We start from the raw sequence: 15612 nt of genomic DNA, 5'->3' as shown, positions 1-15612 counted from the left end.
GTGGAGAGAAGTTTTATATTTTTCTTGGTTCATACATTAATCTTTGAAAACTACCCATTATTAAGGTTGTAAAATCACCATAAATGCTTGATTAGATCAGCAAGGCTGTTTGCATAATTTTATTTTTTGATAGCCAAATTTAGCTCTGTTGTGAAAAGCTTAATCTTTCTACCATATAGACAAGTAACCGAATTTATACAGATAAACATTACAAAAAATTTAAAATAGGGGCAAATAGCTTATTAAATTAGCAAAGGTAGCGATATAGTTTCATAACGCTGGCCTTATCTATATTTTATTTTCGGTTCAGCAAACGGCGTTGTTAAAGGCACTTATTTCCTGTAAAAGCGCAGCTTTCTCTCTACGATTTAATCTTTTTTGGTTGTCTATTAGCATGATGCTCGCAGCGATCTATTTAGAAGTTATAACGAAAGCCCAAAGTGGCGACTGTCGCTGTTAAGTTATTTTCTCCTTTAATGTATTCAATCTCAGCTCGCACCATGGACCGGGCACCAACAAAGTAGTCAAAACCTAAACCTATGACTCCTGCGACACCACTTTCGTCATAATCACACATTGTCGCGGCACCAAAATCAGCAATAGTCAATTCATTGGCTTGGCCAAACTCGCATTCCCTCACGCCGATCAAAAGTTGTTGGCCTCGGATATCAGTTTTAAGTACACCTATTCGATAAAATAACTCACCAACTCGGCTAGATGCTTTGCCAAGAAAGGCTAAAAACATTGCATCACCCTGTTGCACGTTTACACCGTTATTCACATCTGCAGCAGTAGGTAAACCTGTAGTATATAATTTGTCGTGAATTAATTGTTGGTAACCTGCTTCGACATACCATTGTGGATCAAATTGATAACCGATGGCCATCTTATAGCCAAGTCCTTTATTTGACTCTTGCGTGAACTCCAAATCTGAATAACCAACTGACATTACAGTATAGAGTTTATCTGCTGCTAAAATTTGCAAGCTAATCATTACGCTTAATATAAGTACACCGAATTGCTTTTTTGACACGCTTAAAATCCTACTTTACATACTGTTCATAATACAATACTACATTAATGTTATGCTGCAAGCCTGAGCGAGCTTATATCTTGATACGCCTGTATAAATATGTGTAGTTTTAAATAACTGCTTACAAATATATTAATTTAATAGATTTGCTTAATCGCTGATGACAAATTGCGATCTTCTTTAACCCTGTTTAATATGGAAGTGAGCTAACACAATTCTGGAGTACTTTTTGAGCAATTATTTTTTAAAGGTCTTAGTCATTAGCTTACTAGGCAGTGCATGTGCAAGTAACACACCGAATATAATGACCGATGAAAAATTCGATTCTCGATTAACTAACGAAGGAAAAACTGAATTTGTTTATGGCATTTCTTGGCAAAATACATCTCAGGAGTCATTACTACGAGGCGGTCGCACAGAAATAAAACGCGATAGAGCTGACGACACTTTCACACTTAACAGGCCCGACAGGTTAGCATTGCAAGCAAACAAACAAACAAAACTTGATTTGGAAGACCAAGCAGCAAAATCCTTACAACAAAGACTAGAAAAAGAGCAACTTTGCGCTTTAGGTTATGAAATCAGTGATGTGATCTGGAAAGCCGATAGTATTCGCTTGCTTGGATATTGTTTTTAAAGCGACCAACCCTAATCCGTGCGATAGATTGAATTAAATAAGGACTAATAATGAAAAGTATTAAAACTCGCGCAGCTGTTGCTTGGGCAGCAGGTGAGCCACTAAAAATTGAAGAAGTTGATTTAGCACCACCACAAAAAGGTGAAGTATTAGTTAGAATAGTCGCTACAGGTGTGTGTCATACTGATGCTTACACATTGTCTGGAGATGATCCGGAAGGCTTATTTCCTGCAATTTTAGGTCATGAAGGTGCCGGTATTGTTGAAGCAATTGGCGAAGGTGTTACGTTGGTTGAAGTAGGTGATCACGTAATTCCCCTGTACACGCCTGAATGTGGTAAATGCAAATACTGCCTGTCAGGTAAAACGAATTTATGTCAAGCAATTCGCAGTACTCAAGGTAAAGGATTGATGCCTGACGGTACCAGTCGTTTTTCTATCAAAGGTCAACCAATTTACCATTATATGGGTACTTCTACTTTTGCTGAACATACAGTAATCCCCGAGATAGCATTGGCTAAGATACCAAAAGACGCACCACTAGAGAAAGTATGTTTATTAGGTTGTGGTGTCACGACCGGTATGGGCGCAGTAACCAATGCAGCTAAAGTGAAAGCAGGTGATACTGTCGCAGTATTTGGTTTAGGTGGAATTGGTCTTTCAGTTTTGATAGGCGCTAAAATGGCTAAGGCAGGGCGAATTATTGCTATCGATATCAATGAAGATAAGTTTGAGATCGCCAAGCAACTAGGCGCGACGGATGTAATTAACCCTAAAGACTTCGACAAACCCATTCAAGAGGTCATAGTTGATATGACAGAAGGTGGCGTGGATTATTCTTTTGAATGTATCGGCAACGTAAACGTGATGCGCTCAGCTTTGGAGTGTTGTCATAAAGGCTGGGGCGAATCTATCATTATTGGTGTGGCCGGTGCAGGGCAAGAAATATCCACTCGACCATTTCAATTGGTTACAGGAAGAGTCTGGCGTGGAACTGCTTTTGGAGGTGTAAAAGGTCGCAGCCAATTACCTGGTTACGTGCAACGATATATGGATGGCGAGTTCGAATTAGATACTTTTATCACGCACACCATGCCATTAGAAGATATCAACTCTGCCTTTGATTTGATGCATGAAGGCAAGTCTATTCGCACTGTGGTGCATTTCTGATGGCAAGCGATAACACCGATTCAGTTGAAAGTGCAGTCGGGTTAGCTGAGCTTAGCGCGAATAAGTGTTTTGGCGGATGGCAAAAGCGTTACAGTCACAAATCAACCTTACTAAAATGCGAGATGCAATTTAGTGTATTTATTCCACCAATTGCCGATCCAGACAAAAGAATGCCGGTACTGTATTGGTTGAGTGGGTTGACTTGTAATGACGAGAATTTTTCTTCGAAAGCAGGAGCACAAAGGGTGGCAGCAGAACTCGGCATAATGCTGGTCATGCCCGATACCAGTCCTAGAGGGGAGCATATACCCGACGCCACAGACGCCGCATATGATTTAGGCTTAGGTGCAGGGTTTTATCTGAATGCCACACAAGAACCATGGCATGAACATTATCAAATGTATGATTATGTTGTTGAAGAATTACCCGCTTTGATCAATAAAGAGTTTAAGGTAAAAGCTAAATCAGCTATAGCCGGACATTCGATGGGTGGGCATGGCGCCTTAACAATTGCGTTGTCCAACATGGAAAAATACTGCTCAGTATCAGCATTTGCACCTATTGTTAATCCATCAGATTGCCAATGGGGCCAAAAAGCTTTCAGTCACTATTTAGGTGACAATCACAAAGAATGGGAAGCGTACGATAGTTGTATGTTGATGCGACAACAAGGAGAGTTTCTCCATATTCCTATGTTGGTAGACCAAGGTTTAGATGATAATTTTTATCATACCCAAAAACTCACTAAACCTTTAGAAGACATAGCATTAGAAATAGGATATGCAGCAGAATTTCGTTACCATGAGGGCTACGATCATAGCTATTTTTTTGTTGCCAGCTTTATTGAAAAGCACCTAAGGTTTCATGCGAAATATTTATAATTAAAAACTAATTTCCCACTTAATAATTTGGTTACTGAGGTCATTAAGAACATAGAGGACTGCAACTATTTGTCCTCTATGGTACAGACGCACTTGGGGCTGAAACCTAAAAAGCAGCAGGATAACTCATCTCAGATAAAAACGTGTTCGACAAGTGCAACGCGCAGACAAAATAGGTCCAGTTATTAATTACTTTTTTTGTCTTTGCGATCGTCGTCCAACCCTGTATCAACTTTATGTCAACTCTATGTCAACTCTTTGGCTTAAATCTTTTAGCTGTTATCAAAACTCGGTCAATGTGTAAAAATCACCTTAGAAATAATATTCTAAGCTAAATTGAACGTAGTCGTCTCTGCGCAATACATAACTTGGATCTGCGGGTTCATCGCTAGAAAATAACCATGCGTCTAGTCGCCACTTCCAATTATTGTTTATGCGGCTGGATGCTTCAACAAATCCCGATCTTACATTTGAGTAATCAAGATCTTGTACGATACCTGCTAATATTTGAGTGCCATCAATGTCATTGAATACTAATCGAGTGCCGATCATTAAATCGTTTTGGGCAATGACATTCGTCAGATTGTCGCGATCATCGTATTGATATTCCATTAACCAATTTACGTCATAAATACCATCAAACAAGCCTACAAAAGAATACTCAAAGCCCCCTACAAAAGCAGCAAAGTCTTGCTCCATGACTTTACGTTGAATACCTTCAAACTTGATTGTCCAGCCTCCCATCAAAGCCAACACATCTATTCCTACTTGTTGGATCTGCGGATAAAACGGACGCAGACTAGTCTTTAATAATTCGTTAGTGTTTAAAACAAAATCAGGATCTCTAGAAGTACCATCAAAGTATGACAAACCCACTTCCCAGTCGCCTAACGTATGTTGCCATCTGATAGCCCAATCAAGATTTTTTTCCTCATCTTTAGACTCATATATTGGATTGTCAGTATCAACGGGTAATGGAGGCCTTAATCGGCCATCATTACCCGAAAAAGTGCGTTCTCGAAAATACGGCAACACAAAAACAGTGGTATTACCCCAGTCTTTAAACAGAGAAAAGGCCACCATTGGCTGACCTAACTTATCTTCACCATCAATGCTTTCAACACCATCAGTTTGATTAACAATATCAACTAAATGCAACGATTCAGTTTGTCCCCAGAATACTTTGCTGATACCGGTTTGAATCTGCCATTCATTACCACTGTGTATCCACTTAAACTCACGGATGTCAGCATGAGTTCGTTCTGCATCTTGTTGATCAAAACGATAAAAACCTTTGAACAATATACTGTCATTACCATCGTTGAACTTGGTATACAATTCAGGGGAAAAGTATACCGACAAATTGGCTCTTTCTTGTTGAGGATAAAGCGCATCTTGAATAAAGTAGCGTTGTTCTAAAGCGGCGCTTCCACTATATTTTATTTCAGCAAACACGATAGTGGGCAGAAAAGCAATAAGTGAGATCAATGAGATAAGTGTCTTCAATGTGCATCCTTTATGAGTGAATCATTCACTTTATTAGCATAGCCTGATTTATCGGACATTTTTCAACGTACCCTGATTAAAGTCAATGTCCGATAAACCGGTATTGAAATTTATTTGATGAATAACTAGCTCAGTACTTTTACCATTTTGCTCATTAAACATTTCAGTCCTCATGGGCCGCCAATACTTATCTAGGTACAAAGTAAATTCATAGTTAACTAATTCTTTTAGCAAACTACCTCTGCGATCATAGAATTCAGCTTTTAATAAACGGTAATGCTGTTTATCAACCCAGATAATTTGCTTTGAATAACCTGAATCATTATCAGTAGGTACTTGTTCCAACACAAAACTAGCCTGTCCATCAAAAGTGGCGTCGCGTAAGTACCTAAATTTATATTTTTCGATTTCAAAAGAACTCATATCTTCGAATGCAAACTCACTCCCCATAAAAGGGCCTGATTTATTGCGTGAGCGGATGCGTTTTACTTTGCTTAGCTTAGGCAGATACATCCATTGATCATCAGGCTCAACTGCATGTGAAAAACTCAAAAATGCAGTACCTTTTACGTCTAATGGCTGTTCAAAAATAGTTAAAGCTTTATCTCCATCACCCGCAATTTCTAATGACTTCAGGCGCATTTTACGTTCGACTTCATCCCCTTGCGCATTTCGTAAAATCATACTCATTTCGCCAGTACTGTCACCCCAACCCGAGTCTCTCAGCTTACGCTCTTTGGCAATAGTAAGGCCTTTGTCTTCTGCGGACTGAGCATAACTTCCCAAATAAAATGTCATCAGCATAAAAACCAAGACTACTTTTGTCATTGATAAAAGGTGGTATCTATTCATGGGTAAGCTCCTGCTTTGTATTTTTTTTATCAAAGGCCATTAAAAATGGTGGTAAAAATAAGAAATCGACAGCTAAGGCAATCACTATAATAATACTGGTTAACATGCCCATATCTGAGTTCAAAGCAAAGGGTGACAGCATCAGTATTGAAAATCCAGTCGCAAGTACTAAGGTGGTTATCCATAGTGCCCTTCCCACACTCGCAAACGCATAACGTATACTTTGTTCAGCATCATTTCCATTCATTCTAGCGTGCCTATATTTGCTAAGAAAATGAACCGTATCATCTACCACAATACCCAGTGTCATGCTGAGTACTATAGACAAGCCAAGATTAACTTCCCCAGAGTAAATACCCCAAATGCCAAAGCCAATACCAGCCGGTAATAGATTGGGTAGCAGGCTAATCACTCCCAATTTGAAAGATTTAAGTGCAAATACCAGAAGACAAGAAATTAATATAAGTGCAACCAATGTGCCCTTTAACATGCTCGTCATATTGGCTTCGCCAATATGCGCAAACATTAGCGCAGGACTCGCTACAGTTAACTTCAAGTTAGGCGCATTAGTTAAAAACCATTGTTGAGCTTTACTTTCTAGGGAAGTTAATTCTTTGCTACCGAGGTTTTTAACCATCGTCATAACACGCGTTGCTGACTTGTTCATATCTAGTTGATTTGTTAAGTCCAATCCATAAGGCAATGACATCTCATAGAGTAATAAATATTGGGCTGCTAGTTCTCTATCATTCGGCAATAAATAATAACCAGGGTCGTCGCCATGCATATTTTTGTTCAAACGTTTAAAAGTATCAGTAATAGTGAAGACGTGATCTATTTCAGGCTGTGCTTTAAGCCATTGGCTGAATACTTCAATTTGTTGCAGCGTTTGTGGCTTATTTATTCCTGAATCTTCATTAGTAAAAATCGAAAAGTCTAGATTAACCATCCCACTTAAATGTTTTTGTTGAAAATCTGTAGATTGCCTAAACTCAGTACTTTTATCAAAATAAGCGGTAGGAACATCATTTAGCTCATTTTTGAACGAGAACCCAATCGCTATAATAGTTACCACTAGAGTAAAAGGCAAAATCCGCTTATGATGCGTAATAACCCATTCGCCAAATCTTTCGGTGTACCCAAGCTGGTTGTGAGATAATTGTACAAGGTGTTGTTTCATCGGTAACACCATTATCAGCGCGGGTAAAATAGTCAGCGAAAAAATACACGCAAAAATAACCCCAACAGCTGTTAAGTTACCTAAATCAGCTAAAATTGGTACAGCTGCAAAATTAAGAGTCATAAAGCCAACACCTGTGGTGGCACTGGTGATGAAAATAGGAATTTTATTAAGTGAAAGACTGAAGATCAGCGCTTGCTTCTTATCTTTGCCTTGGCGCATCCCATACAACATAGTCGATATCACATGAATACAATCAGCCACTGCGAGTGTCATTACCATAGTTGGCACATTAACGGTTGCAGTGCTCATAAACATCCCCAACCAACCCGCAATTCCCATCGTTGCGGCGATACTTGAGGCAATCACCACAACTGTCGAAAATGTTCCCACAGCAGTTTTTAAGAGTAACCACATTATGACTATAATGGTAAGGAACATAAGGGGCACAATAGTTGTGAAGTCGCGCTCAGCAAATGAGGCAAAGGAATAATTCATTAATACGCTGCCGGTATGATAAAAATCATGATCGGGGTATTTTAATTTATATTTGTCGGTTAAAGCTTTTACGGAATCTGTGATCTTATTCACTTCAGCCGTTAAGTCACCTTCAGGTAAATTAACAGAAACATTTATAACAGTGACATTACCCTTTGGGGAAATAAGTTGGTTGACTAAATTAGGTTCGTTCAAAGCAACATTGCGAATGTAGGCAAATCTCGCTATGTCAAGATCAGCCAAATCATAGACTAAATCTTCAACGATCATGTCGTCGTCTTCAGCCCATGTATGCTGAAAATTAGTAAGGGAATCAATACGAATAGACAAAGGTGTTTGTTTTGCTTCCTGAGTCATTTCATGGACTAAAGTCAGCGTTTGCAAAGTAAAAACATTACCTGATTTGGGTGCGATAATAATACTTGCGCCATCATTTTTACTAAACGTCTGTTGCATCTCCTCAAATGCCATTAATTGGGGGTTTGATTCTTCAAAAAAAACTTTGTAGTCGCCCCGAAAATAAAGGTTTTTAGTGCCCAATCCAGTTGCAATAATGAGGATAAATCCAATAATAAGGACCGTCTTAGGACAGTTAACTGAAAAGTCTAACCAAGAATTATTCACTTAGTTCTCCAAATGTTAAGATTTATTGGCTATATCCATGAATTAATCAACAAAAATCGGGCTTCGTAATTATAGGACTTATTTTATACTCTGATTTTCTACTAAAAAAAGTATTTACAGATTACTCTTTTAAAAATATAGCCTATTGTTGAGGCCCAATTTCAAGACTTCTTTATTGGTGTTTTATTGCGCCAAGAGTTCATTTGTAGTCAATAAAAGTGAAATGAACAGCATAATTATCGATTAAAAAAGCCGTTTCAGTTAAAAAATCATTGTTTATTTAATACTACAAAACTTATATTTTTAATAATTATATCATTGAAAAATATCTATATTTCATCTTTCAGAGTTGTTTTAAACATAGATTATTAACACACATACCAAAGAATTTTGATCTTTTGGTGGAAATGAGTACTATAATTAGTAACTGGTCAGATGAGCGGATGAGATAAAATTATGAGTATTAGAACAAGTCTTAAAAAAGTATTACCTCCTATTTCAATTACTGAGCAAGAAGCTTTAGAAGCGGGTGATGTTTGGTTAGAAGCGTCTATTTATCAGGGAAAACCTGATATGCACGCGTTGAGAAACATGCCTACTGCTAAACTTAGTGCTGAAGAACAAGCCTTTTTAGACGGCCCTGTAGTTCAAGTATTGTCGATGATCGACGATTTCGCGCTTCAGGGTGAAAACCATATTCCAAAAGAAATATTAGACTTTATTTCAGTGAATAGATTTTTTGCCCTAATTATACCTAAGAAATTTGGTGGCTTAGAATTTTCTCCGTATGCCAACTCCACCATAGTCGCTACATTAGCTGCAAAAAGTGCTGCATTAGCAGTAACTGTCATGGTGCCTAATTCTTTAGGCCCGGGCGAGCTGCTGATGCATTATGGAACGCCTGAACAACAAAATCATTATTTACCACGCCTAGCTGTGGGCACAGACATTCCATGTTTTGCCTTGACTAGCCCAGAAGCAGGTTCCGATGCTGGCGCTATTCCAGACGCGGGTATCGTCACCAAAGGTATGTGGGCAGGTAAAGAAGTCATTGGCTTGAGAGTTTCTTGGGATAAACGTTACATTACATTGGCACCCATAGCGACGGTATTAGGCTTGGCATTTAAAGTATTTGATGTAGATGGCCTATTGGGCGACAAAGTTGAATTGGGTATTACCTGTGCACTTATTCCTAAATCACACCCTGGTGTTGAACTAGGTAATCGCCATGATCCAATGGGTGTCAAATTCTATAACGGTACAACCCGAGGTCAAGACGTATTTATTCCAATGGATTTTGTTATCGGTGGACAGAATAACATTGGCCGTGGTTGGCAAATGCTGGTTGCTTGTTTAGGTGCTGGCCGAGGTATTTCACTCCCAGCCATGGGCGTAGCTTCAGCACAAACAGCGCTTAAGTCTACTGCTGAATATTCCTTTGTTCGTGAACAATTTGGGGTACCCATTGGTCGCTTCGAAGGTATTCAAGAAGAGTTGGCTGATATTGCCGGTAAAACATTTGTACTTGAAGCCATGCGAGTGTTAACCACTGAAGGGCTAAATCAAGGTCTTATACCGGGTGTAGTTACAGCTATAGCTAAATACCATATGACAGAATTAGGCCGTGATGTGGTCAACACTGCTATGGATATTCAAGCAGGTAAAGCTATTCAACGTGGACCTCAAAATACATTAGCAAGCGCATATGTCGCGTTACCTATCGCGATAACTGTTGAGGGCGCAAATATCCTGACACGTAGTTTAATGATATTTGGTCAAGGTACTATGCGTTGTCATCCACATCTTAAAGAAATGGTTGAGCTGATTCACAGTAACGAGCAAGGTGCCGATGCGAAATTTAACCAGGTATTAGGCAAAACTGTTGTTTTTAGTGTCAAGAATGCCTTCCGTAGTTTGTCGAAGAGTTATCTGCCCTTCACACGCGGAGCTCAGTCAGCATTACCAGAAGTTCAAAAATACGAAAAGCGTATGAATGCTCTTTCTGCAAAGCTAGCGCCAATGGCTGATTTGTCACTACTTGTTCTAGCGGGTGATTTGAAGAAAGCTGAGATGTTGTCTGCACGTCTAGGCGATGTAATGAGTTACATGTATGCAGCGATGGCTGTGGTACGTTTTTACGAGCAACGTGTAGAGAGTCGTAAAGAAGCTTTACCTTACTTCGAATACGCAATTCAATGGTGTTTGAATAAAGGTGAAACTGCATTAAATGAATTTATTGCTAACTTCCCAAATACTGCAGTTCGCGGCTTAATGCGTGTATTAACCAACACCTATACTACTGCTACCAAAGGTATCTCAGATAATTTAAAACGCACGCTATCTGAAGCATCGATGCAAGATTCCAGCATTAAAGCACAGCTGACACACTTAGTTAAAGTCATCCCAGGTGACGGTAACGACATTAATGAACAGGCATTTAAAGCTAAACATGCTGTACTGCCACAACTAAAGAAAATTCAAAAAGCTTTACGTAAAACCCCAGTCGTGCCATATGTTTCTTTTGAAAATGCGGTGGGTAAATTACAGCAAGCAGGCGAATTAACGGCAAAAGAAGTTGCGCTGGTCATCGAGTATAATGAAAAACGTAAGTTAGCTATACGTGTTGACGAGTTCACATTTGACATGGAATTATTAGGCAGTAATCTAGAGCTAGTGCATGAAAAAGAAGTCGCTCAGTCAAATGCTGCTTAATCACTAGCCTATTTTAGCTGTAAACAAAAGCTGGGTTTGAAGTTTTTTCAAATCCAGCTTTATTCGTATTAAATTTGAACCTGTTGTCGTTTTTATCTATTTATGCCGTTAAGACATAAATCTACCACCACTGATTTGAATTACCTCCCCGGTGATCCAAGACGAATCCTGAGAAGCCAAAAATAACGCCAAACTAGCAATATCACATGGTTGACCCAGCCTTTTTAAAGGTGTTTGACCAATAATTTCAGCTTCCCGTTTGACTAAGCCTGCTTCAATATACAAATCAGTTTCGACTGCACCAGGGGCAATAGCATTGACGCGGATCCCTTTTTCACCTAGCTCTGCTGCATAACATTTAGTTAAGGTATTAAGAGCGGCTTTGGTTGCACAGTAAATGCTGCCTCCTGCACCACCTTTGGCAGCGATTGAACTAATATTAATAATGACACTACCCGATGCCATGATGGCAGATATTTTTTGAGTTAAAAATATTGGACCAAACACGTTCAATTCAAACTGCTTTTTGGTGTCATCGAAGGTAATATCTTGCAAGCGTTCAAGTGTCGCCCATCCTGCGTTGTTAACTAAAATATCAACGCCACCGAATGCCTCACATGCCCGTTTAACCAAAAGATCAATCCCACTTAGCTGGCTAACATCTGCCTGAACGGCTACTGCCAATCCACCTTGTTCTATAATCTCAGCAACAACAGCATCGGCTTTTTCTTGGCTATTCAGATAATTAACGACAACCTTTGCACCTTGTGAGGCAAACTCGCGTGCAATAGCGGCACCAATTCCTCTGGAGCCACCCGTTACAATAGCCACCTTATTATGTAGTTTCATAGATAACCTTACTTTACTTCCATATTAGGTGAGCGATACACAATTTTGTCGTTTAATTCAATACCAATTCCAGGTACTTCTGTTACTTCAAAAAAACCATTAACCGGTTGTGGATCTTGAATACATAATTCTCTGTTCCAATCTTTAATTGCATAGGTGTGATGCTCATGGATTAGGAAGTTAGGTATAGCCGTTTCTAGATGTAAACTAGCGGCTGTGGCAACAGGGCCACCACACACATGGGCTTGAATACGAACGTCGTAGACATCTGCATAATCGCAGACCTTTTTAGCTTCAGTGAATCCACCACACAATCCAATATCAGGTTGTAATACGTCAAGAGATTGGTCTTCTAAATATGGACGCACTCCCCAACGATTATATAAACGCTCACCACCTGCAATTGGCACATTGACACGTTTAGCAACTTTATCGTGAAGCTTAGAGTTCAGATAATTAACAGGTTCTTCATAAAATAAACAACCGATGTCTTCTGCCATTTCGCCTAACTGAATGGCCGTAGAAACACCCGGTAAACTGTGACATTCAAAAATAATATCTACATCGTCACCCACTGCATCGCGAATAGCTTGAAGCCTAGCTTTAAATAAACGCAGCTCTGGTTGCGTAAATAATTTAGTTCGATCGAAATGACCCACACCATGTTTATCATAAACAATAGGGTCGACTTTTACTGCATCGTAACCCTCTGCTACTGCTTTCTCTGCTGCTTTGCCATAATCAACAGGATCATTGAGCCTGGTGACTTCTTTGTCCCAGTCAAACTGGAGTTGACTCGCGTAGGTTCTAAGTTTCTCGTTGGTTTTACCACCAAGTAATTGATACACAGGCACACCTAGAGCTTTACCGCGAATGTCCCAGAGTGCGGTATCTATGGCGCTCATCGCAGCATATATAATCGGTCCTCCACCTAAGCCCCAAAAGCTTTCGCGCAACATGCGGCTCCACAATGCTTCTGTTTGAAAGGGATTCCAACCAATTAACATGGCTTCGGCAATCTCTTTAATCATATGTGCAGCAGCGCTATGGCCTAAGTCATAAGCCAATCCCGCTTCACCTACACCTGAAATACCCTCATCGGTATGAATACGTACAAAAACTGGATTCCATCCAGCACGTTTTGGGCACTCAATGTCAAAAATTTCAACACGGTTAATTTTCATGTGTTTTTCCTATTTTTTAATTTATTAGATATCAGTTGAAACCCAAAAGATTAGACTATTCGCAAAATGTGGGGTCAAGCTTGTAAGCTCGTCTAAGCATCGCAGGCCAAGCTTTTTGACCACCTGTTTCGCCGCTATGCACTATTTCTGCCTGCGCATAGATACCATCAACAACAGGTTGTGGAATTTCAATAACTGATTGACTACTTTGCATCAACTGCATTTGAATTTCGCAGGCTCTCTGCAAGTCGTAAAAACGCATAAAAGCATCACCTACAGTTGCACCTAACGTTAACCCTCCATGATTGTGCAATAACATATGATTAGTCTGTCCAAGATCAAGCTGTAAACGAACTTTTTCATTCTCATCCACAGCTAACCCTTCGTAGCCGTGATAGCTTAATGACGATAACGAAAACATCGCATATTGACTCCAAGGTTTTAATCCACCTCGTACCGTTGCCACACTAATTGTCTCTTTAGTGTGTAAATGAATGACACAATTTGCATCATGACGCACTTCGTGAATGGCACTATGGATAGTAAAACCAGCAGGATTAATTTCATAAGGAGATCCGTCTAACACATCACCTTGTAAGTCGACTTTGACTAAATTAGAAGCGGTGACCTCCTCAAAAGTTAAGCCAAAAGCATTGACCAAGTAGTGTTCTGTGTCAGGAACTCTTGCCGACAAATGCGTATAGATCAGGTCACCCCAGCCATGTTCTGCCACCAGTCTGTAACATGCAGCCAGATCCACTCGTATTTGCCACTCTTGCTGCGAAACTTTATCTTTCAGACTAAATTTTTCAAGTTGAAACACTTTGTCTCCTATTTATTTGATTACCTAAATTAAAACGCATCGCAGCTAACTACTATTATTTAAATATTACCTTAGCCAGCTGTCACAATTAAAATAAAATATAAGATCTATGGTTATTTCATATGCCTTAAGACTCACTATAAAGCTTAAGTTTCCACCCTAAAACATGACTTTTTAAAATCTATTCAGAGATAACTTACACAAGACAACATATCCCTAACCACAGAGAATATCGGACATCGCATGTCGGATGTCGCATGTCGGAACCTAGTCAACGAGTACCGGACACCAAAACATGATACTTTCTATTGTTTAAATTTTTTTTAAGTTATAAATCAAAAACAATCCATTCAAAATAAGAAAAGACTAAAGTAAACTTGGCTGAGTTTGTAGCCAATTTTCTTTGGCATATTTTGTATTGCCACAGGTAATATGTAAGGTAAATGCATGACGCGACTTATCAGATAAGTTTGGTGCACTAAAATGAGGTAGAAGTCCATTAAACACGACTAGAGTACCTTTTTTAACGACTAAAGGTTTGGCATCATCATCATCGGGCCATGGCATATCATTTAATGTTTTTAACTCTGTACTGTCATCGGTATAACGCAAAAATTGTTCTCTTAGCGGATTATCTTGCGCAACAGATGTCCCGCCGGATTGCACCTGCAAACAACCATTTTGCATCGTGGCATCTTCGACTGCCAACCAAAAAGTCACCACTGAAAGAGGTGTTGAAAAAAAGTAACTCGCATCTTGATGCCAACGAATAACACCACCAATTTTAGGCTGCTTAAAAATATACATAGATTGATGGATTTGTGGCCTTTGCAATCCCAAATCTAAAGCAATATTTTTTATTTTTTCACAATGACTAAATGTTTTAAATTCCGGTACCAGCTGGTGCAAAGCATGACCAATTTTATTAATACTAAGTGACTTATCTTGCTTAAGTTCACCTTTGTCATCAAACGCATCTTCTTCAAAAAAACACCGGACTTTATCGCCTGAAGATAAAAAATAATTATCACGAGTTTTACTATGGTCTTCGGTAGAAAATACTGCTCGAGTAGAGTTGGGATCAAAATCAGCAACGATCTCACTTGCAGAATTTTTCAGCAAATCCATCTGCTCGTCAGAAAAACACTGCTCAAGCACTAAATATCCATTTGTTTGGTAAGATTTTGTTTGTTCTGTTGTAAGCATTTAAGTGTCTCAGACTTCTTAGAAAAAGGGTGTTAATAAGGCCAGCAAGATGGCTTATATAGCTTCAAATTTCAAGTAACTTTGTAGTTAGCTTTTTGTGAAAATTTTACACAACTTCGATTAAAACGAACCAATTAGACACAGATTACTCTATCGAAGGAGACAATATCTAACTTACAAAAAACTACTGATTAGCTATACGTAAGCATAATGATGTAAACACCGACTTCAGTGCCAAACAAGGCCTGTGGGAATGGTCTTACCCAGAGTAGAGAATTTCACTAAAAGTTTGTGCTTTTAACTAGAACTTTGCAGATTATTTGTTGCTTAGCTTTTAAAAAACCAATAATAACCATATTTATCAGTTAGTTAAATATATGGCATATGTTCTGCTTAAAGCACTAACAAAATCAGCTCATCTAATTCATCACGTACTAAGGGCTTACTCTTATACACAT

12 protein-coding genes are annotated in these 15612 nt (G+C 39.1%); 4 read left to right on the top strand and 8 right to left on the bottom strand.

Annotated elements, in window-relative coordinates; translation table 11 throughout:
- Window positions 1-415: 415 nt before the first annotated feature.
- Window positions 416-1033: an outer membrane beta-barrel protein gene (locus QZ562_RS14310; protein WP_293761441.1), complete on the bottom strand. Its 618-nt coding sequence runs from the start codon at window positions 1031-1033 to the stop codon at window positions 416-418.
- A 229-nt stretch (window positions 1034-1262) separates the two neighbouring features.
- Between QZ562_RS14310 and QZ562_RS14305 the strand changes: the two genes are divergently transcribed.
- Genes QZ562_RS14305 through fghA form a run of 3 tightly spaced genes read left to right on the top strand, consistent with a single transcriptional unit; the run spans window position 1263 to window position 3720 of the window.
- On the top strand, window positions 1263-1670 hold the full coding sequence (locus tag QZ562_RS14305; RefSeq protein WP_293761439.1) for a hypothetical protein: 408 nt from the start codon (window positions 1263-1265) through the stop codon (window positions 1668-1670).
- Between the two features lie 50 nt (window positions 1671-1720).
- A complete protein-coding gene (locus QZ562_RS14300) occupies window positions 1721-2839 on the top strand; it encodes an S-(hydroxymethyl)glutathione dehydrogenase/class III alcohol dehydrogenase (RefSeq protein ID WP_293761436.1) in 1119 nt (372 codons plus the stop codon).
- Window positions 2839-3720: an S-formylglutathione hydrolase gene (gene fghA / locus QZ562_RS14295; RefSeq protein WP_293761433.1), complete on the top strand. Its 882-nt coding sequence runs from the start codon at window positions 2839-2841 to the stop codon at window positions 3718-3720. Before QZ562_RS14300 ends, fghA begins: the two co-directional genes overlap by 1 nt.
- A 312-nt stretch (window positions 3721-4032) precedes the next feature.
- Here the strand turns inward: fghA and QZ562_RS14290 are convergent, their stop codons facing one another.
- From QZ562_RS14290 to QZ562_RS14280, 3 genes are read right to left on the bottom strand one after another with little or no spacing between them, the layout of a single operon-like run.
- Window positions 4033-5226, bottom strand: a complete 1194-nt coding sequence (locus QZ562_RS14290) for a hypothetical protein (protein WP_293761430.1) — start codon at window positions 5224-5226, stop codon at window positions 4033-4035.
- Between the two features lie 48 nt (window positions 5227-5274).
- Entirely contained in the window at window positions 5275-6024 is a 750-nt protein-coding gene (locus QZ562_RS14285; RefSeq protein WP_293761444.1) for an outer membrane lipoprotein-sorting protein, read from the bottom strand.
- 46 nt (window positions 6025-6070) lie between these two features.
- Complete coding sequence (locus QZ562_RS14280) at window positions 6071-8380, bottom strand: MMPL family transporter (protein ID WP_293761428.1); 2310 nt, start codon at window positions 8378-8380, stop codon at window positions 6071-6073.
- 456 nt (window positions 8381-8836) lie between these two features.
- On the opposite strand from QZ562_RS14280, the gene QZ562_RS14275 reads away from it, so the two are divergent.
- Window positions 8837-11092 (top strand): acyl-CoA dehydrogenase, encoded by a 2256-nt coding sequence (locus QZ562_RS14275; RefSeq protein ID WP_293761426.1) that lies wholly within the window; start codon window positions 8837-8839, stop codon window positions 11090-11092.
- Between the two features lie 108 nt (window positions 11093-11200).
- Here the strand turns inward: QZ562_RS14275 and QZ562_RS14270 are convergent, their stop codons facing one another.
- The 4 genes from QZ562_RS14270 to QZ562_RS14255 form a co-directional block, all read right to left on the bottom strand.
- The gene (locus QZ562_RS14270; protein WP_293761423.1) at window positions 11201-11941 is read right to left on the bottom strand and encodes a glucose 1-dehydrogenase; all 741 of its coding nucleotides are present in this window, start codon (window positions 11939-11941) and stop codon (window positions 11201-11203) included.
- 8 nt (window positions 11942-11949) lie between these two features.
- Window positions 11950-13125: a mandelate racemase/muconate lactonizing enzyme family protein gene (locus tag QZ562_RS14265; protein WP_293761421.1), complete on the bottom strand. Its 1176-nt coding sequence runs from the start codon at window positions 13123-13125 to the stop codon at window positions 11950-11952.
- A gap of 55 nt (window positions 13126-13180) precedes the next feature.
- A complete protein-coding gene (locus tag QZ562_RS14260; RefSeq protein ID WP_293761419.1) occupies window positions 13181-13948 on the bottom strand; it encodes a class II aldolase/adducin family protein in 768 nt (255 codons plus the stop codon).
- A gap of 366 nt (window positions 13949-14314) precedes the next feature.
- On the bottom strand, window positions 14315-15154 hold the full coding sequence (locus QZ562_RS14255; protein WP_293761417.1) for a phytanoyl-CoA dioxygenase family protein: 840 nt from the start codon (window positions 15152-15154) through the stop codon (window positions 14315-14317).
- Window positions 15155-15612 lie beyond the last annotated feature (458 nt).

The organism is uncultured Paraglaciecola sp. (assembly GCF_913058035.1).
Lineage (GTDB): Bacteria > Pseudomonadota > Gammaproteobacteria > Enterobacterales > Alteromonadaceae > Paraglaciecola.
This window is presented reverse-complemented; position numbering and strand designations above follow the sequence as displayed.

Excerpts from the sequence above, each read along its gene's own strand:
- QZ562_RS14300 (WP_293761436.1), top strand. The coding sequence starts at position 1,721 with ATGAAAAGTATTAAAACTCGCGCAGCTGTTGCTTGGGCAGCAGGTGAG.
- QZ562_RS14265 (WP_293761421.1), bottom strand. The coding sequence starts at position 13,125 with ATGAAAATTAACCGTGTTGAAATTTTTGACATTGAGTGCCCAAAACGT.
- QZ562_RS14285 (WP_293761444.1), bottom strand. The coding sequence starts at position 6,024 with ATGACATTTTATTTGGGAAGTTATGCTCAGTCCGCAGAAGACAAAGGC.
- QZ562_RS14270 (WP_293761423.1), bottom strand. The coding sequence starts at position 11,941 with ATGAAACTACATAATAAGGTGGCTATTGTAACGGGTGGCTCCAGAGGA.
- fghA (WP_293761433.1), top strand. The coding sequence starts at position 2,839 with ATGGCAAGCGATAACACCGATTCAGTTGAAAGTGCAGTCGGGTTAGCT.
- QZ562_RS14275 (WP_293761426.1), top strand. The coding sequence starts at position 8,837 with ATGAGTATTAGAACAAGTCTTAAAAAAGTATTACCTCCTATTTCAATT.
- QZ562_RS14255 (WP_293761417.1), bottom strand. The coding sequence starts at position 15,154 with ATGCTTACAACAGAACAAACAAAATCTTACCAAACAAATGGATATTTA.